This window comes from Pseudarthrobacter sp. RHLT3-21 (genome assembly GCF_059383495.1).
Genome location: NZ_JBWZCI010000008.1, coordinates 1 through 24,234, shown reverse-complemented (window position 1 = coordinate 24,234; position 24,234 = coordinate 1). Strand labels below are relative to the sequence as shown.

The window sequence follows — 24,234 nt, the reverse complement described above, 5'->3', positions numbered from 1 at the left end:
GCCGCCCCGGCACCTGCGCTTCCGCTGCGGTGTGGTTCATTCTGTCGGCGTGGTCAGCCGGGCGCAGCAGGGTGAGCCCTCGGGTGCGGCCTCGATCCGGTGCTGTGAGTTGAAAACGCGGCAGACGCATCGCTCCATATCTCCAGAACCGGCTGGCCCTGCTCAGCGAACGGCTGCACCAAGTCAATGACTTCGCCTCCCGCGACGAACTGCCCGGAGTGCTGATCACCGACAAGGGCGTGAAAATCACCCCGCTCGAGACGATCGTCCCCGCGCACGCGCAACCACTGATCGACCAGGCAAGCACCATGTTTCCGCGGATCAGGATCACCGATCTGCTGATGGAAGTTGACGGCTGGACCGGATTCACCCGCCACTTCACTAACCTCAAGTCCGGCCATCCTTCCAAGGACAAGCAGCTTCTTCTCACTGCAATCCTCGCGGACGGGATCAACCTGGGCCTGACGAAGATGGCCGAGTCATGCACCGGTGCCAGCTACGCCCAGCTGGATCGCCACCAGGCCTCCTACATCCGCGACGAAACATACAGCGCCGTGCTGGCGGAACTGGTGAACACCCAGCACGGTCACCCCTTCGCCGCACAGTGGGGCGACGGAACCACCTCTTCTTCCGACGGGCAGCGTTTCCGGGCCGGCAGCAAAGCCGAATCCACCGGGCATGTGAATCCCAAGTACGGTGCCGAGCCCGGCCGGCTGATCTACACGCACGTCTCGGACCAGTACTCGCCCTTCCACAGCAAACTCGTCAACGTCGGTGACCGCGACGCTACCTATGTTCTGGACGGGCTGCTCTATCACGAGTCCGACCTGGCGATCCAGGAGCACTACACCGACACGGCCGGATTCACCGACCATCTCTTCGCCCTCATGCACCTGCTCGGCTACCGGTTCGCACCACGGATCCGCAACATCGGCGTCACCCGCCTCTACACACCCACCAACGATCCAGGACTCCCGGCCCTGGCGCCGCTGATCGGCGGTGCCATCAACACGACAACGATTGCCCTGCACTGGGACGAGATCCTCCGGCTCGCCACGTCCATCAAAACCGGCACCGTGACCGCGTCCCTGATGATGCGCAAACTCGGCGCCTACCCCCGCCAAAACGGGCTCGCCCTCGCCCTGCGGGAGCTGGGAAGACTGGAACGGACCCTCTTCCTGCTGGACTGGCTCCAGGACCCCGGCCTGCGCCGCAAAGTCACGGCCGGCCTGAACAAGGGCGAGGCCCGGAACACCCTCGCCCGGGCCGTCTTCTTCAACCGCCTGGGCGAGATCCGCGACCGTTCCTTTGAACAACAGCGCTACCGCGCCAGCGGGCTGAACCTTCTCACCGCGGCCATTATTCTCTGGAACACGGTCTACCTTGACCGCACCATCACCACCCTCAACAAGGACGGGAACGCCACAGACCCTGACCTGCTGCGGTTCCTCTCACCCCTGGGCTGGGAACACATCAACCTCACCGGCGACTACACCTGGCCCCGCGCCAACCAGATCAACCCGGCAAATACAGGCCGCTACGACGCCCGGCAAAACCTTAGCGTCGGATATTTCACTTTTTCACAAGCCACCCCTGATAGTCAGTGGAACTTTTCGCGTGGAGACTGGCTAGTTGAGTGAGTCGTTGAATGCCGGCAACCTTCGACAGCTGAACTGTCCCGTCCTTCACCGGGGGCTTGGTGCCCGGTCTGCCCGTCCCCATCGTGGCGCTCATCAGGGCGCAGGAGTTGTTCGTTGCGCTGGGCGGCGCGTTGAGCGGCCGCTGTCTCCGCGAGCCCTCGGGGCCGGAAAGCGGATCGTGGTCCGAGGGGGCGCCACCAATGGCGGGGGCCGGGAGCGGGCGCCTGACTCCGGTTCCAGTCGGCCTCCTCGTCCCTGCCCTGGGCACGCAGCAGGGCCACTTCGATGTGTTCCAGCCCGATGTAAGGGCACGCAGCAAGGTCCGCCTCATGCTCGGCAGCCAGGAGCAATTCTCCATCGACGGCTCCGGATTCGATCAGGTGACGAACTCTCCTGGTGGGTCCGCGGCTCATCCCGTCAGAATACTCCCCGCCCCCTCGCGCGACTCGCTGTTCCCGCGTCCGGCAAGGGATCCTTTGCCGGACATCACTGATCGCGCGCCGCCGGTTCAGGCAGCCAGCGTCGCCCAGATGAGACCGGCAGTGCATACGACCAGGCCTATAGTCGCCACGACGAGGGCCCAAGGCGTCGGCCTCGTCCGCTTCGGTCAGTTCGGCACGCTGGATGTTCTCCACCACCTGGGTCACGATCCGTTCGGCTTCCTCGGGGCTGTCGATGATCATCACCGGGATGCTGGTGCGCCCGGCTTCGACGGCGGCGCGGGTGCGGCGCTGTCCCATCAGAACGTGCACGCTGCCGTCGTCCTTGCGGTGGGCAATGACAGGTTCCATCACGCCGTGGTCCTTGATGCTGGCAACGAAATCGGGGGTCAGGGCCGCGTCTTTGCGAACGTTGATGTCGACGGTCAGGGTGGCCGGGTCGAGCATTTCGAGGGTCGGTGTGGCGTTCATGGTGTTGCTCCTTCTTGTCCGAGAAGTTGGGGTGCGTGGGGCGGCTTAGGTGACCGGCCAGCTTCACCGCTCCCCCGTTGTTTTTTTGTTGCTGGCAAGCTCACTTGCTCGGCGGCCGACGGAGGCCTGTCTACCCGGAGGGCAAGGGGGAGGAAATTCCTGGAGGAAATCAGCGACGAAGGAGGGGCTAGCGGTCCAGCGTCCTGTCGCGCCGTGGTGGGAGAAAGTATGCGGTTGCCTCGCCCCGGGCTCTGGCCGGGAATGAGGTTTCGGGCAGATCATGGAGTTGTCGGCCGCGGTGGACGCCGGTCCGTCTATGGTGCTGTGGTTGAGCCTGTGGGCTAGCGTGGCGCGGAGGGCTTCCCCGGGAACCGTGGATTGTTGCCTTTGGAGCACGAGTGTTAGATTCCTCTGTTTTCCCTGTCCTCCCCGCGGCAGACGCCAGCTGACCAGGTCGAGGTGTTGGAGGAACAGTCATGGATATCGTGCATGAGCGGGCTGCCGGTTTGGACATTTCCAAACGCGACGCGAAGGTCTGTCTCCGGCTACCCGGGCAACGGGCCGGAACCTACACCTCCACGGTCACCACCTGGGGTGCGACCACGGGCCAAATCCTTGCCCTGCGGGACTTCCTGGAACGCGAACATGTCACCACCGTCGTGATGGAGGCCAGCAGTGATTACTGGAACCCTTCTTCTACCTGCTCGAGGACACCCTGCCGGTGATGCTGGTCAATGCCAAGGCGGCCCGGAACATCCCGGGCCGCAAAACCGATGTCTCCGACGCGGCCTGGCTCGCCCAGCTCGCGGCCCACGGACTGCTCCGGGCCTCCTTTGTCCCGCCGGAGCCGATCCGTGAGCTGCGCGACCTGACCCGGGCCCGGGCAATTGCCACCCGCGACCGGACCCGCGAGATCCAGCGCCTGGAGAAGTTCCTGGAAGGCTCCGGCATCAAGTTCTCCTCCGTGGTCGCGGATCTTACCGGTGTCTCCTCCCGGGCGATGCTCGAGGCCCTCGTCAACGGCGAACGGGATCCCCAGGTCCTTGCCAGCCTCGCCAAAGGCACCCTGCGCTCCAAAATCCCCGAGCTCGTGGACGCACTGACCGGCCGGTTCAAGGCCCACCACGCGTTTATGGCCCGGCTGCACCTGGACCAGATCGACGCCCAGTCGGGCATCATCGAAACGCTCACCGGGCGGATCGAGGAGGCGATGACGCCCTTTCGTGCCGCCAGGGAATTCCTGGCCACCATCCCCGGAGTCTCACTCAAAGTCGCCGATGTGATCATCGCCGAAACCGGGGCGGACATGTCCGTCTTCCAAACCCCTGGCCGGCTCGCATCCTGGACCGGCGTTTGTCCCGGCTCCAACGAATCCGCCGGACGGATCAAATCCGCCCACATCCTGCCCGGCAACAAATACCTCAAAGCCGCCCTCGGCACCGCGGCCCTGTCCGCGTCCCGGTCCAAGGACACTTACTTAGCCGCCAAATACCGGCGCGTCTCCGCCCGCCGCGGGCAAATGAAAGCCATCGTGGCAGTGGAACACTCCATCATCACCGCAATCTGGCACATGCTCGCAGACGGCGAATGCTACGCCGATCCCGGCGCGGACCACTTCACCCGACTGGACCCCGTAAAAGCCAAAAACAACGCCATCAAAAAGCTCAACAGCCTCGGCTTCAACGTCACCATCACCCCGGCCACCGCAGCCTGACCAACCTTACTTTCGTATTAGACGGGCCGGAGCGGACGCCTAGAATCCGAAGGAATCTCAATGATGTTGTCAACGATCATCCGCCGGAACACATGCTCCCGTTCTCTGTCCTTCTCACTGTAGGTCGCAACTGCAAACAGGTTCCGGATCCGGTCCGAGGTCCGGATCCCGGCGACCTGTGCCGGCACGTCTCCCCTACCGGCGAATTGAGCCAGGACGGCGAAAGGCTCCTCGCAAAGAGGTAGGGCATGATAGTCGCTACACCAGCGGCTGAGAGAGGCAGCAGAGCGTAGCTTCCCTGAGAGAGAATCAATAGGTTGCACCGGCCAGTCGCGGTGCCCACTAACGAGCAGACCGAGCGGGCATCGGCGGGTGGTATGCAATTTTGAAGGATGGGATGTTGATGCGGGATTTCGAGAGCTTGATGGACGAGGCTGTCTCGGCCGACGTGACTGGCTGGGGATTCGACTGGTTGGACGGGCGAGCCGTGGAGGAGCGTCCGCCTTGGGGATTCGCAAGGACGCTGGCCGGCCGACTCGCCAACGTACGGAGCGCACTCGATCTCGATACAGGCGGCGGCGAGGTGCTCTCCGAGGCGCCTGTCTTTCCCGAACGCATGGTGGCCACCGAGGCTTGGCCTCCCAACGCCCAGCGCGCTGTTGAAAGGCTGGGACCCCGAGGGGTGAACGTGGTCCAGGTGGAGGCAGATAAGCCCCTGCCGTTCCCGGATCAGTCATTCGAGCTCGTAACAGCGCGACACCCAGTGCGACCGAACTGGGAGGAGATCCACCGGGTGCTGGTTCCCGGCGGCCGCTACTTCGCTCAGCATGTCGGTCCGGCGTCGGCGTTCGAACTCATCGAACACTTCCTAGGTCCGCTGCCCGAACAGCGCAAGGGGCGCGACCCCCGGCGCGAGGTCGCTTCGGCCGAGGCAGCAGGGCTGACTATCACGGAGCTTCGCACGGCCCGGTGCCGTATGGAGTTCTTCGACGTCGGTGCTGTCGTGTGGATCCTGCGCAAGTGCATATGGTGGGTCCCCGACTTCTCCACAGAACGCTACCTCGACAAACTCGTCGAGTTGGACGAACAGATGAGAGCCGGCCGCCCCTTCATCGCTTACTCCACCCGGCATCTGATCGAGGCTCGCCGGTAGTGAGTTCCAGGCAAGGGCAGGGGAAGACGGCGCACCGGTCTGGACCGGAGCGTCTAGCCCGTCCAGCCGGGATAGGGCTTCCGGTCCTGGTCGGGCAGTTCGGCTGCCGTGGCAGGGAGGCTCTCCGGTCCCTCCGACTGGCCGGATGCCCAGTGGAAGAACACCTCGGCGGTGATCGCTTCGAAGCAGGCGTCCTAGGACCGGAACCAGTAGGTGGAGGTGTCGCCGTCGACGTGCCGTAGCCGAACAGTTCCCCGTTCCGATCGCCCGTGCGGTCGACGGCGAAGATGCTGCGGGGCCATGATCCGGCATCTCAGCCCTCGCTGCTCCAGTTCGGCAGCACCGACCAGGCCGTGCCCGCGAGCGGGTCCATCCAGTCGTACCCGTCCCCTGCCTGGCCAACTTCGGGTGCTTGCGCTGGAGTTCGCGAATGCGGCCGATCACCACCGTATTCAGCAAGGCCCGCCTGCCTGAGGAAGCCGGATAGCGTGTTCACCGCTCCGACCCGTCCGGGGGCCCACCGACAGACCGCCTGCGCAGCGCCAGATCCCGTCCATAAACTAAGGAAGTTTGTGCGATGAAACCTATTGACTGAAAATTCAGTCAGGCTTTATGGTTGATGCAATGCATCAACATGATGTAGCTCACGAAAGGCTTGCCATGATCAGGACGCGCTTCCGCAATGACGCGGATTCCGTCGGTGCCGCATTCGCGCACAAGGACCGCTTCGGCCGCATTGAGTCGGCCGGCATTGAGTTCATTCCCGACGAACAACGCACCTCCCGCCCACGGAACCTGTTCACCGTGTTCTTCGGCGGCAACTTCGCCTTCTCGGTCATCGTTTTCGGCTGGCTTCCAATCACCTTCGGGCTGGACTTCGTCGGTGCGGCCACAGCCAGCCTCACGGGTCTCATCGTGGGTACGGCTTTGATCGCCCCGATGGCTCTCCTCGGGCCTCGGACCGGTACCAACAACACCGTTTCGAGCGCCGCGCACTTCGGCACCCGCGGGAGGTTGATCGGTTCGGCCCTGACCTTGTTGTTCGCCCTTGCCTACGCCGCCATCGCGGTCTGGACCTCGGGCGACGCTCTGGTGGCCGCCGCTGAGCGGCTGCTGGGTGTGCCCGTTGACGGCACCACGTTGGCGGTTGGCTACGCCGTCATATCCGTGGAAATCGTGCTGGTTGCCCTTTTCGGCCACGGCACGGTGGTCGCGATGCAGAAGTTTGTCGCCCCGGTGGTCGGCGTTTTGCTGATCATCGGCGTCATTGCTTTCGCTCCCACGTTCAGCCCCACCTCCGTGCACGCCGACTACCTTCTGGGTGACTTCTGGCCCACCTGGATATTGTCCGCCGTCATTTCCGTCGGAGGCCCGCTGTCTTACGCGCCTACACTTGGCGACTACAGCCGGCGCATCTCCCGGAAAGAACACTCAGACCGGTCCGTGGTCGGCGCCACCTGCCTTGGTGTGTTCCTTGGCCTGTTTGTCACGGCCCTTTTCGGCGCGTTCACAGCCTCGGCCATTCCGGAGCTCGGCGGCTCTTACGTCGCAGACCTGGTGCGCTCGGCACCAGCCTGGTACCTGCTGCCAATCCTCATCATCGCTTTAGCGGGCGGGCTCGGCCAAGGTGTACTCAATCTCTACGCCAGCGGCCTGGACCTCGAAGCCCTCTTCCCGCGGCTGCGCCGCATTCACACCACACTCATTACCTCCGTCGTCGCCGTAGGACTCCTGTACCTTGGCGTCTTCGTGTTCAATGCGGTGGATTCCATCACGGCCATGACGTTGGTGCTCAACGGCTTCGCCGGCCCCTGGGTGGCAATCAACGTCCTGGGCTTCCTGGTTGCCCGCCGCGGCAACTACCACGCCGCCGACCTTCAACTCTTCCGTGCCAACGGACCGCGCGGCCGGTACTGGTTCAGCAACGGCTGGAACCTCCGGGCCGTGATCCCCTGGGCCATCGGATCAGTCTTTGGCCTGCTGGCCACGGACACATCCCTCTACACCGGCCCGCTCTCGCAGCTCGCCGGGGGAATCGACCTCAGCTTCCTTGGCTCCACCGTCATCGGAGCCGTCGGCTATCTGGCAGCGCTCCGGCTCTGGCCCGAACCGCCCGGGCTCCTGGCGGAGACCGCACCGGAGCGGGGTGAGCACGTATTACTGTCAAACCATGACTGACAAACTAGCCAAGATCCTCACCGCCGCCACCACCTGCATTGCTAGGAACGGCGTCCGCGGAATGCGGGTCAACGACGTGGCAAAGGAAGCCGGAGTCTCGCCGGGCCTTCTCTACTACCACTTCACCGACCGGGCCGGCCTGCTGGCCGCGACGCTTGAACACATCAACAAGCAGGTCAGCAGTGACGACGCCCCTGCCTTACCGGACACCCAAGACCGCGACCGGCACATCAAGCACCTGCTCCTGGACGAAATCAAGGACGACGCTGATGTCCGCCGCAATTCGGTGGCCTGGAACGAGCTCCGGGCCTGCTCCATCTTCGAACAGGAGCTGGCGGAACCGCTTTCCCGGACCACCGCGGAATGGAACCGCGAAATTGCCCAAGCCATCATGGGCGCCAGCGAAGGCACCAGCGAGGACGAGGCCGCAGTCACCGCGGAGATCCTCACCAGTTTGGTGGAAGGGATCTCCGGCCGCTGGCTCAACGGTTTCATCACCACAGACCACGCGCGTTCCCTGTTGACGACGGCCATCGAATCACTCACCACAGCACGCCCGACCACCTTGCAGGAACCTTCCGAACAGGGTCTGGGCAAATGAAGCACCGACCCAACTCTCAACCACTTATCAAACGACGCGATTCCAGCGGAATCCTGCGATCATGCAAGGACCCCTGAGGTCCCGTTAGGAAGCACCACCATGGACATCATCGCCAACACCGAACCGCCCGCCTCCTTCGCCCGCAGCCAGGAAAGCACCCGCAGGCCCCTCCGCGTGGCCCTGGTCCAGCACCACTGGCGGGAAAACGCCGCCGAGCTGAGGTCCGTGCTGACGGCGGCCATCGGCAAAGCCGCCGACGCCGGAGCCAGGGCCGTGTTCCTGCCGGAACTTACGCTGTCCAAATATCCTGCCAACGTCCGGGCCGGCAGCAACCCCGCCCGGAATGCCGAGGACCTGCTCAACGGCCCCACCTTCGAGTTCGCCGCCAACGCGGCCCGGAAACACTGCGTCACCGTCCACGCCTCGCTCTACGAGCGCTCAGACGGAAACGACGGACTGGGCTTCAACACCGCCATCCTTGTCTCGCCCCAGGGCGAGCTGCTGGCACGCACCCGCAAGACCCACATTCCCGTCAGCGCCGGCTACTACGAGGACACGTACTTCCGCGCCGGACCGGCCGTCGACGCCTACCCTGTTTACCGCCCCGCGGGACTGGACGGGGCCGCCGTCGGACTCCCCACCTGCTGGGACGAATGGTTCCCGGAGGCCGCCCGGCTATATTCGCTGGCCGGCGCGGAAATCCTGGTCTACCCCACGGCCATCGGCTCGGAGCCGACCTTCCCGGAGTTCGACCACCAGCCTCTGTGGCAGCACGTGATCACAGGCCACGGCATCACGAACGGCACGTTCATGGTGGTCCCCAACCGGACGGGCGACGAAGGCGACATCAACTTCTACGGTTCCTCGTTCATTTCCGATCCCTACGGCCGAGTCCTGGTCCAGGCGCCGCGGGACCGGGAAGCCGTCCTGGTGGCCGACCTCGACCTGGGCCAGCGCAAGGACTGGCTGGACCTGTTCCCGTTCCTGACCACGCGCCGCCCCGACACCTACGCCGAGCTCACTCGGGAAGTCGATTTTGACCGCCCGTACGGGACGGTATCCGCCAAGCAGACCGCGGCCCAGTCATGAGCTGGATGATGCCTAGCGAAACGGCTCCCCAGGAAAGGATCTGGATGGCATTTCCGCCGGAGCGATCCTCGATAGGGCACACCGCGGAGGAAACCCATGAGGCCCGCACCGCGTGGGCAACCGTAGCCCATGCTGTGGCGGAGTTCGAGCCGGTCACGATGGTCGTGGACCCGCCGGACATCGCTGTCGCGCGGACCTATCTTTCGGCTGGCATTGACTTGGTGGAAGCGCCTCTCGACGATGCCTGGATGCGGGACATCGGGCCCACCTTCGTGACCGGCGACGACGGCCGGCTGGGCGGGGTGGACTGGGTCTTCAACGGCTGGGGGCAGCAGGAATGGGCCACTTGGGGCAAGGATTCCGGGGTCGGTACGGAAGTGGTGAGGCTGGCCGGGGCGGAGCTGCTGGACAGCCCGCTGGTCAATGAAGGGGGCGGGATCCAGGTGGACGGTCTGGGCACCGTGTTGGTCACCGAGACGGTGCAGCTGGATACGTTCCGGAACCCGAACCTGACCAAGGCGGACGTCGAAGCCGAGCTGGCCCGCACCATCGGCGCCACGCACGTCATCTGGTTGCCGCGCGGGCTGACCCGCGATTCGCAGGAACTCGGAACTCGCGGACACGTGGACATCGTGGCCGCTATCCCGTCGCCCGGTGTGCTGCTGGTCCACTCCCAGCGCAATCCATCGCACCCGGACTTCCAGATCACCGCCGATATCATCGCGATGCTCGCCGGGACCAGGGACGCGCAGGGCCGTGCCTGGGACATCGTGGAGGTACCGGCCCCGGACACGCTGCGCGACGAGCTCGACTGGGTCGACTACAGCTACATCAACCATCTGGTGGTGAACGGCGGCGTCATCGCCTGCAGTTTCGACGACCCCGCGGACGGGGGAGCCCGCCGGATCCTGGAGCAGGCGTATCCGGGCCGCGAAGTAGTGACGGTCGATGCCCGCCCCATCTTCGCCCGGGGCGGCGGCATCCACTGCATCACCCAGCACCAGCCGACAGACTCTCGTTCCACCGGAGCCCCGTCCGGTCCCCCTGCCGGCGCGCATTCATGCGCACCGGCCCTTTCGCCCCAAGCTAGACCTGATAGCGTCCGGGCAACAGATCTCTAAGCCCCGCACCCGGATATATCCGGGTCCGCGCAGACAACCGGAGCCGTCACCTCAGGCGGCCAGGCGTGGTGCCGGCGCCGGAAGGGGGGTGTAGGTGGTGCCGTCGCGGAGCATGGCCCAGAGGACGTTGAGGCGGCGTCTGGCCAGGGAGAGCATGGCCTGGATGTGGGTTTTGCCTTCGGTGCGTTTGCGGTCGTAGTAGGTCCGTGAGGCGGGGCAGCTCTTCAGGGCCGAGAGGCCGGAGAGTTAGAAGACGCGCAGCAGCCTGCGGTCGTAGCGCCGGGGGCGGTGGTGGTTGCCGGTGATCCTGCCGGAGTCTCTGGGGGCGGGGGCGAGCCCTGCGACGCCGGCGAACCGGTCCGCGGTTTCAAAGACGGTGAGGTCTCCGCCGGTGGCGCCGAGGAACTCGGCGGCGAGGACGGGCCCGAAGCCGGGCATGCTGAGCAGGGTCTTGGCGTGCCGGTGTTCGGTGACCTTCTCGCTGATCAGCGCGTCGAGGTCGGCCAGTTCCTTGTCCAGGGTGATGATTTCCTGTGCGAGGGCGGCGACGATCAATTCCCCGAGGTGTTGGGCGGGGACGGTGGTGTGCTGGGATTTCGCGGCGTCGACGGCGGCCTGGGCAACCGCGGCGGACGAGCGGGTGCCGTGTTTCTTCAACCAGGCATGGAGCCGGGTCTGCCCGGTGCGGCGGATCCCGTCGGGGGTCCGGTGTTTGGTGAGCAGGAACAGGGCTGCTTTGGAGCGGCTGTAGTCGAAGGCCCGCTCCAGGGCCGGGAAGTATTCGAGCAGCTGGGCCCGCAGTCGGTTGATCGCCCGGACCCGGTCCGCGGATTTGTCGGCACGGCGGGCGGTGAGGATCCGCAGACCTGTGCTGGTCTCGTCCCCGGCCCGGAGGGGCTGGAGGTCTTTGCGCATCCTGGCCTGGTCGGCGATGACGGCGGCGTCTTTGGCGTCCGTTTTGCCCTCCCCGCGGTAGAGGCGGGAGGCGTGGTGGACGATCCGGCCCGGGATGTAGAGGATGGACTGGCCGTGGGCGACGAGCAGCGCGATCAGCAGCGCCGGTCCGCCGTGGTTCAGGTCCGTTGCCCAGACCACCTCATCCCCGTCGGCGAGTTTCAGGACGTCGGCGATGAGGTCCAGCAGGGCTGGTTCGTCGTTGGGGATTTTCTGCGAGAGCAGACGGTTTCCGTCCGCGTTGATCACTACGCAGTGATGATGGGCTTTGCCGGCGTCGATACCGGCCCATAGTTGCACCAAAACAGCCTCCAGTCTGTCGGATGAGTGGAAACCCAGCAGATAACCGCGCCGTCGTGTCCTTATCCGGCGATCATGTCGCGTCTCTCAATCAGCGGTCGGGTCATCGCGGAGTGGCGGGCGGCCAATCCTTCGAAGCCGTCACGACACGAATCGTCCGGCCACAGCAACCAAAGCCATACCCGCCTCCCCTGGGTAGCCACGACCCTACAACGGCCACGGAACCACCCGTCAACACCATAAGGACAGCAACCAAAAGACGTCGTAGACGAGACAGGGCCAGGGTCTCCGGAGCTCTGCGACGGCGAACCTGGACCCAACGGCCGGCCGCGCCAGCGGACGCCCCAATTCGGGTGAGCGCTGCGAACCATTCATCAGTACCCCGGGAGCTGCACCTGGTGTGCAGCGGGCCGGCTGGCCGCGCGGCCCGGGTTCCCATTCAAAAGCCTGGGCGGTTGGCGGTCCGCCGCCGGCAACCAGAAGCGCCGGCCGGCCACGACGGCGGACCGCCAGCGGTGACCGGCCCGTCAGGACCGGCCATCGTCTTTGGGGGTCAGCTCACCGACTGGTGCAGTCCGAAGAGTTGCTGTGCGAGGTCGATCAATTCTTCGGGCACGTCGGCCTCGTCGCCGTCTTCCGTCTCGCCCAGGAACACCGCGTTCCCGCAGTAGACATCGGCCAGGACTCCGGTTTCTTCAAGGACCAACTGAGCGGCGCGGCGGTTAGGGGCGAGGTTCAGGATTTTTCCTTCCTCGTTGACGTAGAAGTGCCAGTCGTAGCCGCTCACGGCTTCGATGTTTCCGGCCACAAGGGTTTGCAGGTTCTCCAGTGACCCCGGGCGATCAGTAGAAGCGTGTCCCAGTTCCTTGGATGCGGGCCGGTCTGCCGGCCCGTCCTGTGTTATGTCCGGTGCCGGTGCGGTGAGCCGGTCGGGCAACGCGGTTACCAGCCGGTAGTGTAAGTGGGGCGCCAGCGGTGCAGCCGTTCGGGCCCGGATACCGGGCCGATCATTCTGAACGGCGCAGGTTAGACCGCCATCAGCGGATATTCGTGAACCATCACCGGATATCTGTGCGCCATGGACAGGCCGGGGGACCACGTCGCAAGGGTGCCTTGGCTGGGTCCTTCTGTCTGATACCGACTGCTGAAAGAAGCTGCCATGAACGATTCCACCCTGCCCGTCAAAAAGAAGAACCGCCGCATCGCACCGCTGGCTCTCATCGCCGCCGCCGCCGGTGCGGGGCTGCTGTCCCTGACAATGACCGGCACGCTCTCCGGGTTCGCCGCGAGCATCACCAACAGTGCCAACACCGCAGGTTCCGGGACCCTGGTGATGCAGGAACAATCCACCGGCACCACCCCCGTGACCTGCACGTCCAATTCCGGCGCCGGCGGGGTCGGGACGAACACCGCGACGTGCGCGACTATCAACAAGTTCGGCGGGAGCACGGTTCTGGTGCCCGGCAATACGGTGAGCACCGACATCACGATCAAAAACATCGGCACGGCCAACGCCGGCACCTTTGCTCTGACTCCCGGCGCGGCCTGCACGCAGTCCAACAACGGCGCCGTCAACGGCACCGCGACGGACCTGTGCGCGAAGCTTAAGGTCGTCATCACCGCCGGCGGCACGTCGATCTTTAACGGCACCGCCGCGACCCTCGCCGGGGCACCCGCGATCAGCATCACCCCAGCCCCGGCCGCCGGTGTGAGTGTCCCGGTCAACATCAAGGTCACCCTCGATACGACGGCGGACAACACCTACCAGGGCCTGGCCGCATCGCTGCCGCTCACCTGGGCCTTCGCCAGCTAGAAACACATAGTGCGGTGCCTGTGCCGGATGACGTCATGCCGGCACAGGCACTGCACCGCGTCCCAGCACGGAAAGGAAGGCAGTGGTGACCCCTGTAAAGGACCGGTCCCGCAGCATGGCCATGGCCATCTGTGCCCTGCTCGCGGTGGGGCTCGTGCTCGCCGCCGTGCTGTTCTTTCTGTCCGGGTGGCGATGGTTCGTGGTCTCCACCCCCTCGATGGGCCAGAGCGCACCCGTTGGTTCTCTGGTCCTGTCCGAACCCATCACGTCGTCCGGGCTGCACCCCGGGGACGTCATCACCTTCACTCCGCCCGGGCGGCCCGGGACGGTCTACACCCACCGAATCGCCGGGATCGACGGTGCCGGGGGAATCACCACCCGCGGGGACATCAACGGAACCAACGACCCCTGGGTCCTGGCACCGCAGAACATTCTCGGGGTGGCCACGCTCCTGCCGGGCTGGGGATGGCTGGTCAAGGCCGTGCCCCTGCTCGTGGCCGGAGGCCTGATCCTGTGGGCGGTGACCAGATATTGGATCCGTGGGCCGTGGCAACGGCCCGTCCGGCTCTTCGGGGCCTGCGCCGTCGTTTCCCTGACCGTCATCGTGCTCCGTCCCTTCATCGGTCTGACCCTGCTGGAGGTCGTCTCGGACGAATCGGGGACCCGGGCAAGTGTCGCCTCCACCGGGCTGCTGCCCATCACCGTCCGGGCCGAGCACGGGGGCACCGCGGAGCTGGCCAGCGGCCAGGTCAGCGAACTCACCGCCAAGACAGGCGAGGGCTATTACTACCTCTCCTCCTCCGCCGACCTGCCTTGGTGGGGATGGATCATCACCGTCCTGGTGTGTCTGCTGCCCGTCTTCTGGGTCCTCGGCCGGGGCCTGTGCTCCGGCGGCGGTCCCCGGCAAACACGGGACCGGGTGCCCGGATGAGCACGGAACCGGGCGGCCCCCGGCTCCGCCGTCGGCTTCCCGCTGCTGCCCTCGCCCTAGCCCTGGTGACCGGTCTGGCCGCGCTGGCCACCCCTGCCACCTCCGGCGGGTATCTGGCCCGGGTCACTAACAGCACGAACACCTCGGGCACGGCCCCGTACTTCACCTGCCAGGGCGCCATGGCGGCGGATGCTGCGTCAGCGATTTTCGCCTACCGGCTCGCCGAGTCCTCCGGGTCCGCCCTGGCGGCGGACTTCTCCGGCAAAAACAACCCCGGCACCTACCGCGGCACCATGAGCTCCGACACCACCTCAGCGAACCGGCCCTGCACACCCCGGGACTCCGGCGGATCCTACGCCCTGACCGGCACGTCAACCTATGTTTCGGCAGGAGGCCCCATCGCCCGGGCCTCCACGAACACCTTCACCCTGGAGGTCTGGTTCAGGACAAGCACTCCGGGCGGCCGGCTGATCGGCTGGGGCAACACCGCCACCGGAACCTCCACCTCATATGACCGGCACATCTTCATGAACAACGCCGGCCAGCTCGTCTTCGGCGTCTACCCCGGCACCGTGAAAGTCATCACCACCCCCGCCAGCTACAACGACGGGGCACCCCACCACGTCGCCGCAACCCTGTCCACCGCAGGGATGAAACTCTATGTCGACGGCCAGCTCGCCGCACAGGACCCCGCCACCACCACCAGCGAAACGTTCAGCGGGTTCTGGCGCATCGGCTACAACAACCTTGCCGGCTGGGGCCCCAACGAACCCACCAGCTATGCCTTCACCGGGACCATGAGGTTCGCCGCCGCCTACTCCACCGCCCTCACCGCCGCCCAAATCGGAACACACTACAACGCCGGACGCCCCTGACAACCGTGCCGATCCGAAGATCGTGCATGGCCGGCACGGCCACGAGCGTGCAGGTCAGGAGCGGCGCGGACCCCGCCAGGCCTGCCCCTGTCCTTCACCGGCCGGACGGCGTACCTTGAGCACACTCTCACACCCGTACCGGCCCGGGATTTGCCTCTTTCCTCCGGGCCCGCTCAGGAAGGCATCATCAATGGAGATGAATATCAGGAACCACTGGGACCGGCTCAGCCCCGCAACACAGCGGTGGCTCACCGACAACCCCGGATGCCTGATCCTGCCGCGCACCATTGCCGAAACGATCTGCCAGGAAACCGGCATCAGCGCGGACTGTGACCAGCACGGCCAGGCGACGCTCTCCTCGGAAGACCTCGACTTCCTCCTCGCCAAGGCGGAAGGAACCCCGGCCCCGCCGGAACACCGGTTCTTTGACGCAATACAGCCCGGGGAAGGAACCTGAAGCCGGCACCGCCCCTGCCCTAGGTTCCACGCAGTGCTGGAGCCGTCACCTAGGGCGTGCCTCCCATATCGGGTTTTACCTGGGTATTAGGGTCGGGCGGTATGGCGCTGCGACTTGTTCAGGTGAATTTCAAGGCCCGGGATGACTCAACGCTCGGCCGGTTTTGGGCGGAGGCGCTCGGCTGGGGTGTTTCCAGCGAGGGACCCGGTGTGACCAATGTTGAACCCGTGGGCTTCGTCTGGCCGGACCCCGTCGCCGTCTGCGTCGATGTCGTCACCGTCCCGGACCCCGAGACGGTGAGGTACCGCGCGCACCTCGATCTCGCCACCTCCTCTGCGGCCCATCAGGCGGAGCTGGTCGCGCACCTGTTGGAGCTCGGTGCGACGCCCGCCGACGTGGGCCAGGATGATGTGCCGTGGACGGTTCTGGCCGACCCGGAGGGCAACCAATTCCGCGTGCTGGAGCCTCGATCGAACTACCGGGACACCGGGCCGATCGCCGCGGTAGTGGTCAGCTGTGCGGATCCGCGGGCCATGGCCCGGTTCTGGAACGAGGCGATGGACTGGACCCTGCACGAGGTGACCGACGATCATGCGAGGCTGCGTTCGGCCAAGGGTGTCGGGCCGTATCTGGAGTTCCATCGCACGCCCGACGTGAAGACCGTATGGAACCGTGTCCATCTCGACCTGAGGCCGTACCCCGGTGATGATCAAGCGGCAGAGGTGGCCCGGCTGCGGGCTCTGGGCGCCACTGACGCCGACGTCGGCCAGGGCGATGTGCCATGGGTGTGCCTCGCCGATTCAGAGGGCAACGAGTTCTGCGTCCTCACCCCGGGCTGACGCAGAGCCTCGGTTGTGGAGGACCCGTACATGGTTTCCCTGCACGCAGGAAATCTCTGTCCTACGTCCGGTTCTTGCGGGCGGCGATGGGATCCAGGAATTGCGGTGCACCTGTCTCGGTGGCTTGGTGATTGACCTGACCGGTCTTGTCGAGATCGATCAGGCCGTCTAGCTGTCTCAGGATCCATTTCCTCACGGCCTGTTCTTCCTCCCAGGATTCAACGTACGTCCAGCGGGCCGCCATTTCGTCGCGGACCTCTTCCAGGGTGTGCCGCTGGATGCCGCGGCGGAACTGATCGATGATGGATGCGCGCGCCTCGCGGCGCTGCTCGTCGTTCCAGCGTTCCGAAGGAACGATGGAACCTGATTCCTCGCGGATTACAGCGCGGGGACGTTGGTTCATCGGGAGCACTGGATCAGCATCCTTCCGGCAATTTCGGCGCGGGACGGGGGCGTCGAACAGGCAGCGGGCAGGTCCCGGCCGGGCGGTTCCCATCCTACGGATACGACGGGGCCCCAGCACTCTTGAAAGATAGCCAGGGAGTATGGCTGACCGGCTTCGCAGCATCCGCAGGGCTCCCGAGGGCTGTCCTAAAGCGTTTCCCAGCCAACGGTTTCCAAATATCGGGCAACCAAGACACCCTGGCCGAAGGAGGCACTCGCAGTGGCCTCGAAGCGCAGCAGGGCGGCCCGGCACCCGGCCTCCCTCACCGCATCGGTGGCCCTGCTCAGAGCTTCCTCCCGGTCAGCGCCGTCCAGCGCAGAACGGATGTCGGCATTCTGATTAACGGTGTATTCGACGTAGAACGGCATGGCTGAAGCATTCCACATACCCCGAGAGGTAAAACAGGCAGACGGCACCCGATGCTTATAGCTGAGACCTGCTTCAACAGGGAAAGTTGGCCTGCCGGCCGGAGGGCCGTTCCGGCGTCTATTCCGGGCTGCGGCCGCGCCTGCGTCTGGCTGCGAAGTAGGCCAGAGCGGCCATGGCGGCAAAGAAGAACACGGCGGCGGGAAGGTAGCTGGCAATCAGCAGCAGCCAGACGCCGCACAGCAGCAGCGCCGGCGGGAGGAGGATGGCCGTTGCCCAGAATGTCCTGCCTTGGTGCCGGCCTGTTCCGTTCGTGTTTCCTTCGGCCGGATTTCCCTGGTTGTTGGGTTCAGAGTTCATGCCGGTTCCATGCCGAGGGGGTAGCGCCCGGGAGTCCGGGTGCGGTGCGGTGGTTCGGAATCGTCAGGCTGATCCGTAACGATGATGGTGGGGTGGCCCTCATGCCGGTGTCCTGGATCAGAGCGGCCTGGGAGGACGGGCCGCTGCGGCGGTGGGTGGGTGCTCTATGGCCAGGACCGAGATGTCGATGCGCCCGGGGGTGAGGCCGGTGTGGCTGATGGTCCGGGCGATCTGCTCCCGCACGGCCTGGGCGACGTTCAGGGCTGCGAAGGCGATATCGGTGGCGATGTCGAGCTGGACGTCGGCGATGCCGTTGTGGACGGTGACGAAGACGCCGTCGTGCCGGGCGGGAGTGGTGCGGGTGTCTGTCTTGCGGAGATTTTGGATTGTTCCTTTTCCCAGGCGGGTGAGAAGGTTTTTCAGGGTCGGTTCGAGTCGGAGGACACCTGGTGTATCGAGGGCGGTGCGGGCAGCAAGGTCGGCAATAAGGTGGCTGCTGATCAGCCGGGCTTCGAGGGGATGCTCAGACATCGTAGAAATCCTCTACGGTGATGTTGACGGCTCCGGCGTTGAGTCCGACGTGTGCTGTGATCATGCTGATGATCCGCTGACGCAGCAGCTCGGCGGTTCCGGGGATGTCGGTGCCGGAGGCCACGGCGATTCGAAGGTTCACCGCGATGTCGGCGGTCCCGTCCGGGCGGGGGTCGTCCGCGGTATCCGGGGCAGGGTGGACGCGGCAGCGGCGGGCCCGTACTCCCGGAAGGGCATCGGCGCCGAACCAGATGACTGAGGTGATGGCTTGTTCGCTGATCGTGATGCCCCCCTGGTCAGCCTGGTAGACGGGGAGCCGGCTGCCCCTTCGGACTTCGGCACGGGCCAGGTTCATGATGGCGTCCTTGACGGCGTGATGGGGCTGCAGGGAGGGGTCTTCTGCATCGTCGTCTCGAAGCGTGCGGGTGGCCTCCGCGAGCCTTGCCAGGCTGGCCCGTGCCGTCCGGCACTGGACGCAGCCGCTTTCATGGGCGGTGGGGGGCCGGTTGATGGATGCCCAGACCTCGTCGATGCCGCGGCCACAGCCCAGCCCAGCCGGGGGATGGTTTCGTCTATTGCCATTGACTCATCTTTTCCGCGAGTTTTGCGCGTGCTCTGGCAAGGCGGCCTCTGACCGTCTGTTCGCTGACCTTCAGCGTTGCGGCTATTTCAGCGTAGCTGCGTTCGTGGATTTCCCGCAGGAGCCAGCAGGCGCGCTGCCCGGGCGGGAGGGCCAGCAGCGCTGCGGCCAGGCCGTCGATCTCGCAGGAGACTTCCGCTTCGCGGGCGGGATCGCCTCCGGCTCCCGGTCCGGCGAAGGAATCGGCGGTTGTTTGCAGAATCACCGGTTCCTGGACGACCTCCGGGTGGCCGGACCGTCGACGCAGCCTGTCCAGGCAGCGGTTGGTGGCCATCTGGTAAAGCCACCCGCTGAAAGCCTGCACGCTTGTCAGCAGCGGCAGCTTTCTCCAGCAGGCCACCAGGGTGTCCTGCACGACGTCTTCGGCCTCGCCCCGGTCAGGCAGCATCCGGAAAGCGAGACGGAAAAGTCTGCCCTGATACGCCTCGACGAGATATTCAAAGGCGTCTAGGTTGCCGTCCTGCGCCCGGGCGACAATGGTCGCCTCGTCCAGATCATCGGGCCGCGTCAGGACAACGGGTTCACGCTCATCCATCGTCACCGCCATCCCCCTTGCCCCCGAACCGCGCCACCCGGGTTCCGGGGCTTATGACCAATTTTTTCAGACGGCGCCGGTAATGGGAATGCCCCGGCGCGGGGACGGAGGGACAAAAAACAGGTTGCCTTTCCGCGTGACGTTTGGCGGTGACGTGCGTCTTTAACCATGTAGGCAACATCGCATCGGTTGATAGAGGAGATGGTTCCCGTGACAGAAGCCCCGCAGTTCCCTGGACAGTCCGGTGGCATGGTGGCTACCGAGGAGGGACAGAAACTGAACGCCCCCGTTGAGACGCGCCGCACGACCGACCTGCTGCACACGGACCGGGGGAATACCACCATTGAGGAAACCGTGGTCCAGAAGCTGGCCGGCATGGCTACGCGTGAGGTTCCCGGTGTGTATGCGATGGGCAGCGCTGCCCGGCGCGCGTTCGGCGCGATGACCGAGCGCATTCCCGGTTCCCAGACGAATGTCAGCGGCGGGGTGAGCGTGGAGAAGGGTGAACGCCAGACCGCCATCGACTTAAGTATCGTCGTCGAGTACGGAACGTCCATTGTCGAGGTGAGCCAGGATATCCGGCGCAACGTCATCCAGTCGGTGGAGCGCGCGACCGGTCTGGAGGTGCTGGAAGTGAATGTCCACGTCACCGATGTTCATCTGCCCGATGATGAACGGCCCGAAGAGGACACCAAGACGCCACTGGAGTAACCAGCTCACCCGCTCCGTCCCGTTTTCGGGCGGTAACCGATTTTGGAAGGAGTGCCGCATGTCCACTACACGATGGTGTCTGGCAGTCGGCCTGGTACTAGGAATCGTTTTGGCCTTCGGAGGTTTTACAGCCCTGGTGATAGCGGTCCTCTTTGGCCTGATCGGGCTGCTAGTGGGCCGTATTGCGGAAGGGAAACTGGATCTGCAGGCATTGTTCGGCAAAGCATCCAGCCGATGAATACCACCGCAGCACATACCGGCCCCCGGGACCTGGATTCGCGGGGGCGCACCGTCCTTGACCGGAAGGTGCTGGAGAAGATCGCCAGTCAGGTCGCCAGCGAAGAGTCCTTTGCCGGCGGGTCCTCAGGAGGGTTTCTGGGCATCGGAGCACATTCGGACTTTTCCGCCCGGCCCAAAGTCACGGTGGAGCTTGCGGGCAATATCGCCGTGCTCAGCGTGGAAATAGGGCTGCTCTACCCGGTACCGCTGCGCCAGGTAACTGAACAGCTGCGCCGCCGGATCAGCGAACGCGTCACCGCCCTGACCGGTGTGGAGGTGCGCCAGATCGACATCACAGTGTCCTGGCTGAAACCTGCCGATGAATCCACCGGCCGCCGGAGGCTGTTATGAACCGGCACGATGCGAAAGCCACACCCCTGCGGCACCGTCCCAGGCGGTCTGTTCCTGCCCTGATCCTGGGAACGCTGCTTCTGGCAGCCGGCGTGGCAGTGGCATGGGCGGCAGTGGCGCGGCTGGCCACGGGTTCGTGGCCGGTGTTTCTGGCCGGACCCCGGGACTGGCTGACCGGTTTGACCTGGAACGATCCGGGAGTCTGGGCCGTCGGGGCTGCGGCGGCGGTCGTAGGACTTCTCCTGCTCGCGGCAGCACTGGTTCCTGGCCGCTTTAACGCCTTGCGGCTGCAGGCACCCGCGGACGAGGGGCAAGTCCCGGTCGCAGGCACGCAGGAGATTGTCATGACGCGGCGGGCCATTGCACGGTACGCCGCGGCGCACTGTGAATACGTCGACGGCGTCGGTTCAGCATCGGCCACGGCCTCGACCCGCGCGGTCCATCTTAACGTGACCACGGCCCTGCGTGAAACAGGGGAACTGCGCGGCCGTGTCATTGCCGTGGTCGGGGAACGCCTGGCCGGTGCCGGGCTCAACCCGGTCCCAAAGGTCACCGCGACCGTGCGGTCCAAGGAATGACCGCGGCCACCATCCTCCCGCATTCCGGAAAGAAGGCACCCCATGCGACAACACGCCGGAGCGCTGAACCGCACCTGCCTGGTCATCCTTGGCATTCTCGCCCTGGCCGGCGGCGTCCTGATACTGCTGGCGGCCAGCGGAACGCTGCACGCCATGAACCCCGCAACGGTCGCCGCAGAGAGTCCCGTCGTGACAGGGGACCTGCACACAGTCTTCGGGCCTGCCTCTGCTAAAGCCATTATCCTGGCGGCCGGGGTTGTCCTGGGCGCCCTGGGGTTGTTGTGGATCCTGGCACAGATTCCACGAAGGAATCCCGCCGACAGGTACCGGCTGCATCAGGACCCCGCCTTCGGAACCACGCTATGTGAAGCCTCCGTGCTGGCCTCCGCGGTGGAAAACCAGATCAATACCCTGCCCGGGGTTGTGGGGTCCTCGGCACTGCTGCGCGGCACAGCCGTGGACCCGGATCTGACGATGAAAGTCACGGTTACCAACCGCGCCGACATCCAGGACGCCCTCCACAGGATCAACACCCGGGTCATTCCGGACCTCTCCACGGCACTGGAGGCACCGCTGCGGCGGACTGGAATCCAGCTCGAGGTCAGCGGCCGAAACGCCATTTCGGGCACCACCGTGGAGACCACCGGCACCGTCATCTACTAAGAACAAGTCACGCCGAAGAACACGACCTTAGCGACTCACAGTCGGATATTTCACTTTTCCACAAGCCACCCCAACCTGCGCGTAGAGAAAATCCAAGGAGACACCATGCTCGGCCCGGAAGACATCGACGATCTGCTCGCCAAGGGCGCAAACGTCCTCTCCATCGACGGAGACAAGATCGGCCCCTTAGGACAGGTCTACCTGGACGAAGACACCGCACGGCCCAGCTGGATGACCGTCAGGACAGGACTGTTCGGAATCTCAGAGTCCTTCGTCCCGATGGAAGGCGCACTGACCGAGGGACAGGACATCCGCGTGCCCTACACCAAAGACCAGGTCAACGAAGCCCCGCAGCTTGACACAGACCTCCAACCTTGAACCCGCCGAAGAGGACAGGCTTTACCGGCACTACGGGCTCGCCCGACCCACATACGCTGACGCCCTCACCGATACGGGGACAATGAGTCCTGGGGGCCCGGAAGGCACCGGTACTGGGACGCAACCCTCCATTCGAGGCCGCCTACGCAAATACGTTCCCACGAAAACATCACCCTGACCATCCAACCGCGATCCGGTGACCGGGGTTAGCCCCGGCGAAGACAGAATCCTGGAGCTTCGCCTCAGGCGGCTCTGTGCAGGCCGCATCCAACAGGAACCCGGCCCGGCGCTGCCGGCCGGTACGATCCCGTGGCGGCGGTACGCTGCGGCGCCTCGGCGGGCCGGCCCGACCGGGGCAAGGTGGTCGGCCTGGCACCGGCTGCCGGGGACGCTGCTGATGATCCGGGGAAGGGGATGTCCGGGCACTGGTCGGTGATCAGGCCCATTCCGGCATACTCGCGGACATCGCTGATGCCGGACACCGCAGCGGACTTGTCGGGGTAAGGCCGGGAGACGGCCACCACTGTTCCATCAGGGGCTTTGAGTCTGAATCTGAAGAGCGTCTCTTCGTCGATGAAGAGTTCAAACACACCGGTCATGGGTATCCTCCTGAATACCGGGCGGCGCCGCCCGGCAGGTCTCGTCGGGTCCGGGGCGAGGCGTTGCGTTCCGGTCGTTCCGATCCGGCAAAGAGTTCGTCTGGTTCACGGCGTGTGAAGCACGCCACATCACGCCGCTACCCAAACTTACGGGGAAGAACCCTTTAATGGCCAGTACGCAGAACCGCCAGCTGCACCGGTCCGCCCGCCCGATGCGGCACCCGCAACAGCTTCAACACCGGGCTGAACACCGCGCCTGCGACCGGATCCCGTCGGAGGTGCCGGTGTCACCGGTGTTACGTATGAGACCCCTTGAGGTTAGTGGTGACAGGGGAGAATTCGGGTAGCACCCACTCATGACCCTCCCCCGCTGCCCTGCCGACAGTGGAGTCATCGCATGCCAGGGCAATCGGCGCGCAAGCTGCTACGCGGCTCGCCCTGCTCCGTTCCGGACCAGGTAACCGCCTACCTCCCCGACGCCCACACGCCGCTGTGTGGCCTCCTGGAGATAGCCATGAACCGCAGCGCCGTCGGCCCCTCCGCTGTTCACGGAGCCGGTCGTCCGGTCCGAGTCTCCCGGGGTTGAGCGGACAGGCATCACAGCCTTTGCAGTTTCGCGATGACGTGGGACGATCCGATCATGAGCGAAAACGAGGAAGCTGGCCTGTTGCGGCCGTCGCCCCGCGAGGTGGCTGAGGCCGTACCGGACCCGAGCACGCCGACAACGCGGCAGCTGCGCACAGTGGGTCAGCGGCGCCGTGACGCTGAGTCGAAGCTGGAGCAGCATCTGCAGGTGGCACGGCACAAAAATGAACCACACGACGGGCACAGTGAGCCTGCCGCTGCCGGCTAAGACGCGCCCATCCCCCGGCCGCTGCCTTCAGGATCTGTCTGTGGGGTCTTCAGGACCTGTGCGTGGGGTCTTCGGTTGGTGGTCCTGGATCCGGGACGACGGGCCCCGGGCCCGGTAGCACCGGGGATGTCGGGTCCGGTGAACCAGGATTAGGGTCAGGAACCGGTTCCGGCGCTGCGGGCGATGTCGGGTCCGGGGACCCTGGCGCAGGAACCGGGTCTGGTGGAAACGGTGCGGGTTCGCGTTGCGGCGGAATGGTCTGTTAGCTGCAACTTTAAACTGACCAGAGACGGCAATTTGGATTGACCGTTCGCGGCAGTGGTTTTGACCAGTGGCTGCAAGTACTTTTGACCAGTTCTTGGCCGTGCG

General features: G+C 65.2%; 25 protein-coding genes and 4 pseudogenes. 19 read left to right on the top strand and 10 right to left on the bottom strand.

Annotated elements, in window-relative coordinates; genetic code table 11:
* Positions 1-137: 137 nt before the first annotated feature.
* Positions 138-1,561, top strand: a pseudogene (locus tag AC50YA_RS10730) (Tn3 family transposase); the annotation flags it as partial.
* A 663-nt stretch (positions 1,562-2,224) separates the two neighbouring features.
* Here AC50YA_RS10730 and AC50YA_RS10725 read toward each other — a convergent pair.
* Positions 2,225-2,551, bottom strand: a pseudogene (locus AC50YA_RS10725) (ParB/RepB/Spo0J family partition protein); the annotation flags it as partial.
* A 476-nt stretch (positions 2,552-3,027) separates the two neighbouring features.
* Here AC50YA_RS10725 and AC50YA_RS10720 point away from each other — a divergent pair.
* The 6 genes and pseudogenes from AC50YA_RS10720 (at position 3,028) to AC50YA_RS10695 (ending at position 10,407) form a co-directional block, all read left to right on the top strand.
* Positions 3,028-4,265: pseudogene (locus AC50YA_RS10720) on the top strand (IS110 family RNA-guided transposase).
* Positions 4,266-4,668: 403 nt separating this feature from the next.
* Positions 4,669-5,418, top strand: coding sequence for a class I SAM-dependent methyltransferase (locus tag AC50YA_RS10715; RefSeq protein ID WP_494982272.1), 750 nt, complete (start codon positions 4,669-4,671; stop codon positions 5,416-5,418).
* 660 nt (positions 5,419-6,078) lie between these two features.
* Positions 6,079-7,596 carry a purine-cytosine permease family protein gene (locus AC50YA_RS10710; RefSeq protein WP_494982271.1) on the top strand — a complete coding sequence of 506 codons (1,518 nt, stop codon included), beginning with the start codon at positions 6,079-6,081 and terminating at the stop codon, positions 7,594-7,596.
* Complete coding sequence (locus AC50YA_RS10705) at positions 7,589-8,197, top strand: TetR/AcrR family transcriptional regulator (protein ID WP_494982270.1); 609 nt, start codon at positions 7,589-7,591, stop codon at positions 8,195-8,197. Before AC50YA_RS10710 ends, AC50YA_RS10705 begins: the two co-directional genes overlap by 8 nt.
* 99 nt (positions 8,198-8,296) lie before the next feature.
* The gene (locus tag AC50YA_RS10700; RefSeq protein WP_494982269.1) at positions 8,297-9,286 is read left to right on the top strand and encodes a nitrilase-related carbon-nitrogen hydrolase; all 990 of its coding nucleotides are present in this window, start codon (positions 8,297-8,299) and stop codon (positions 9,284-9,286) included.
* Positions 9,283-10,407 (top strand): agmatine deiminase family protein, encoded by a 1,125-nt coding sequence (locus AC50YA_RS10695; protein ID WP_494982268.1) that lies wholly within the window; start codon positions 9,283-9,285, stop codon positions 10,405-10,407. The genes AC50YA_RS10700 and AC50YA_RS10695 overlap by 4 nt, the downstream gene beginning before the upstream one ends.
* Before the next feature lie 51 nt (positions 10,408-10,458).
* Here the strand turns inward: AC50YA_RS10695 and AC50YA_RS10690 are convergent.
* Positions 10,459-11,664, bottom strand: a pseudogene (locus tag AC50YA_RS10690) (IS110 family RNA-guided transposase).
* A 550-nt stretch (positions 11,665-12,214) separates the two neighbouring features.
* On the bottom strand, positions 12,215-12,760 hold the full coding sequence (locus AC50YA_RS10685; protein ID WP_494982267.1) for a DUF3846 domain-containing protein: 546 nt from the start codon (positions 12,758-12,760) through the stop codon (positions 12,215-12,217).
* Between the two features lie 60 nt (positions 12,761-12,820).
* Here AC50YA_RS10685 and AC50YA_RS10680 point away from each other — a divergent pair, with 60 nt between their 5' ends.
* From AC50YA_RS10680 to AC50YA_RS10660, 5 genes are all read left to right on the top strand, one after another.
* The gene (locus AC50YA_RS10680) at positions 12,821-13,474 is read left to right on the top strand and encodes a hypothetical protein (protein ID WP_494982266.1); all 654 of its coding nucleotides are present in this window, start codon (positions 12,821-12,823) and stop codon (positions 13,472-13,474) included.
* Between the two features lie 85 nt (positions 13,475-13,559).
* Complete coding sequence (locus AC50YA_RS10675) at positions 13,560-14,405, top strand: S26 family signal peptidase (RefSeq protein ID WP_494982265.1); 846 nt, start codon at positions 13,560-13,562, stop codon at positions 14,403-14,405.
* Positions 14,402-15,280 carry a LamG domain-containing protein gene (locus AC50YA_RS10670; RefSeq protein ID WP_494982264.1) on the top strand — a complete coding sequence of 293 codons (879 nt, stop codon included), beginning with the start codon at positions 14,402-14,404 and terminating at the stop codon, positions 15,278-15,280. Before AC50YA_RS10675 ends, AC50YA_RS10670 begins: the two co-directional genes overlap by 4 nt.
* A gap of 190 nt (positions 15,281-15,470) precedes the next feature.
* Complete coding sequence (locus AC50YA_RS10665) at positions 15,471-15,737, top strand: hypothetical protein (protein WP_494982263.1); 267 nt, start codon at positions 15,471-15,473, stop codon at positions 15,735-15,737.
* Positions 15,738-15,838: 101 nt separating this feature from the next.
* Entirely contained in the window at positions 15,839-16,576 is a 738-nt protein-coding gene (locus AC50YA_RS10660; RefSeq protein WP_494982262.1) for a VOC family protein, read from the top strand.
* A 61-nt stretch (positions 16,577-16,637) separates the two neighbouring features.
* Here the strand turns inward: AC50YA_RS10660 and AC50YA_RS10655 are convergent, their stop codons facing one another.
* The 6 genes from AC50YA_RS10655 to AC50YA_RS10630 form a co-directional block, all read right to left on the bottom strand.
* The gene (locus AC50YA_RS10655; protein WP_494982261.1) at positions 16,638-16,979 is read right to left on the bottom strand and encodes a hypothetical protein; all 342 of its coding nucleotides are present in this window, start codon (positions 16,977-16,979) and stop codon (positions 16,638-16,640) included.
* Positions 16,980-17,167: 188 nt separating this feature from the next.
* Positions 17,168-17,389 (bottom strand): hypothetical protein, encoded by a 222-nt coding sequence (locus AC50YA_RS10650; protein ID WP_494982260.1) that lies wholly within the window; start codon positions 17,387-17,389, stop codon positions 17,168-17,170.
* Positions 17,390-17,507: 118 nt separating this feature from the next.
* Entirely contained in the window at positions 17,508-17,747 is a 240-nt protein-coding gene (locus tag AC50YA_RS10645) for a hypothetical protein (protein ID WP_494982259.1), read from the bottom strand.
* A gap of 117 nt (positions 17,748-17,864) precedes the next feature.
* Positions 17,865-18,278, bottom strand: coding sequence for an Asp23/Gls24 family envelope stress response protein (locus AC50YA_RS10640; RefSeq protein WP_494982258.1), 414 nt, complete (start codon positions 18,276-18,278; stop codon positions 17,865-17,867).
* Positions 18,271-18,633 carry an Asp23/Gls24 family envelope stress response protein gene (locus AC50YA_RS10635; RefSeq protein ID WP_494982257.1) on the bottom strand — a complete coding sequence of 121 codons (363 nt, stop codon included), beginning with the start codon at positions 18,631-18,633 and terminating at the stop codon, positions 18,271-18,273. Before AC50YA_RS10635 ends, AC50YA_RS10640 begins: the two co-directional genes overlap by 8 nt.
* A 217-nt stretch (positions 18,634-18,850) precedes the next feature.
* Positions 18,851-19,453: an RNA polymerase sigma factor gene (locus AC50YA_RS10630; RefSeq protein WP_494982256.1), complete on the bottom strand. Its 603-nt coding sequence runs from the start codon at positions 19,451-19,453 to the stop codon at positions 18,851-18,853.
* A gap of 201 nt (positions 19,454-19,654) precedes the next feature.
* Here AC50YA_RS10630 and AC50YA_RS10625 point away from each other — a divergent pair, with 201 nt between their 5' ends.
* The 6 genes from AC50YA_RS10625 (at position 19,655) to AC50YA_RS10600 (ending at position 22,413) form a co-directional block, all read left to right on the top strand.
* Positions 19,655-20,164 carry an Asp23/Gls24 family envelope stress response protein gene (locus tag AC50YA_RS10625; RefSeq protein WP_494982255.1) on the top strand — a complete coding sequence of 170 codons (510 nt, stop codon included), beginning with the start codon at positions 19,655-19,657 and terminating at the stop codon, positions 20,162-20,164.
* Between the two features lie 58 nt (positions 20,165-20,222).
* On the top strand, positions 20,223-20,402 hold the full coding sequence (locus AC50YA_RS10620) for a hypothetical protein (RefSeq protein WP_354249741.1): 180 nt from the start codon (positions 20,223-20,225) through the stop codon (positions 20,400-20,402).
* A complete protein-coding gene (locus tag AC50YA_RS10615; RefSeq protein ID WP_494982254.1) occupies positions 20,399-20,794 on the top strand; it encodes an Asp23/Gls24 family envelope stress response protein in 396 nt (131 codons plus the stop codon). Before AC50YA_RS10620 ends, AC50YA_RS10615 begins: the two co-directional genes overlap by 4 nt.
* On the top strand, positions 20,791-21,372 hold the full coding sequence (locus AC50YA_RS10610) for a DUF6286 domain-containing protein (RefSeq protein WP_494982253.1): 582 nt from the start codon (positions 20,791-20,793) through the stop codon (positions 21,370-21,372). Before AC50YA_RS10615 ends, AC50YA_RS10610 begins: the two co-directional genes overlap by 4 nt.
* A gap of 42 nt (positions 21,373-21,414) precedes the next feature.
* Positions 21,415-22,035, top strand: a complete 621-nt coding sequence (locus AC50YA_RS10605; RefSeq protein ID WP_494982252.1) for an Asp23/Gls24 family envelope stress response protein — start codon at positions 21,415-21,417, stop codon at positions 22,033-22,035.
* 105 nt (positions 22,036-22,140) lie between these two features.
* Entirely contained in the window at positions 22,141-22,413 is a 273-nt protein-coding gene (locus AC50YA_RS10600; RefSeq protein WP_494982251.1) for a PRC-barrel domain-containing protein, read from the top strand.
* 242 nt (positions 22,414-22,655) lie between these two features.
* On the opposite strand, the gene AC50YA_RS10595 is transcribed toward AC50YA_RS10600, so the two are convergent.
* Positions 22,656-23,012 (bottom strand): YegP family protein, encoded by a 357-nt coding sequence (locus AC50YA_RS10595; protein WP_494982250.1) that lies wholly within the window; start codon positions 23,010-23,012, stop codon positions 22,656-22,658.
* 640 nt (positions 23,013-23,652) lie between these two features.
* Between AC50YA_RS10595 and AC50YA_RS10590 the strand changes: the two genes are divergently transcribed.
* Complete coding sequence (locus tag AC50YA_RS10590; RefSeq protein WP_494982249.1) at positions 23,653-23,865, top strand: hypothetical protein; 213 nt, start codon at positions 23,653-23,655, stop codon at positions 23,863-23,865.
* Positions 23,866-24,234 lie beyond the last annotated feature (369 nt).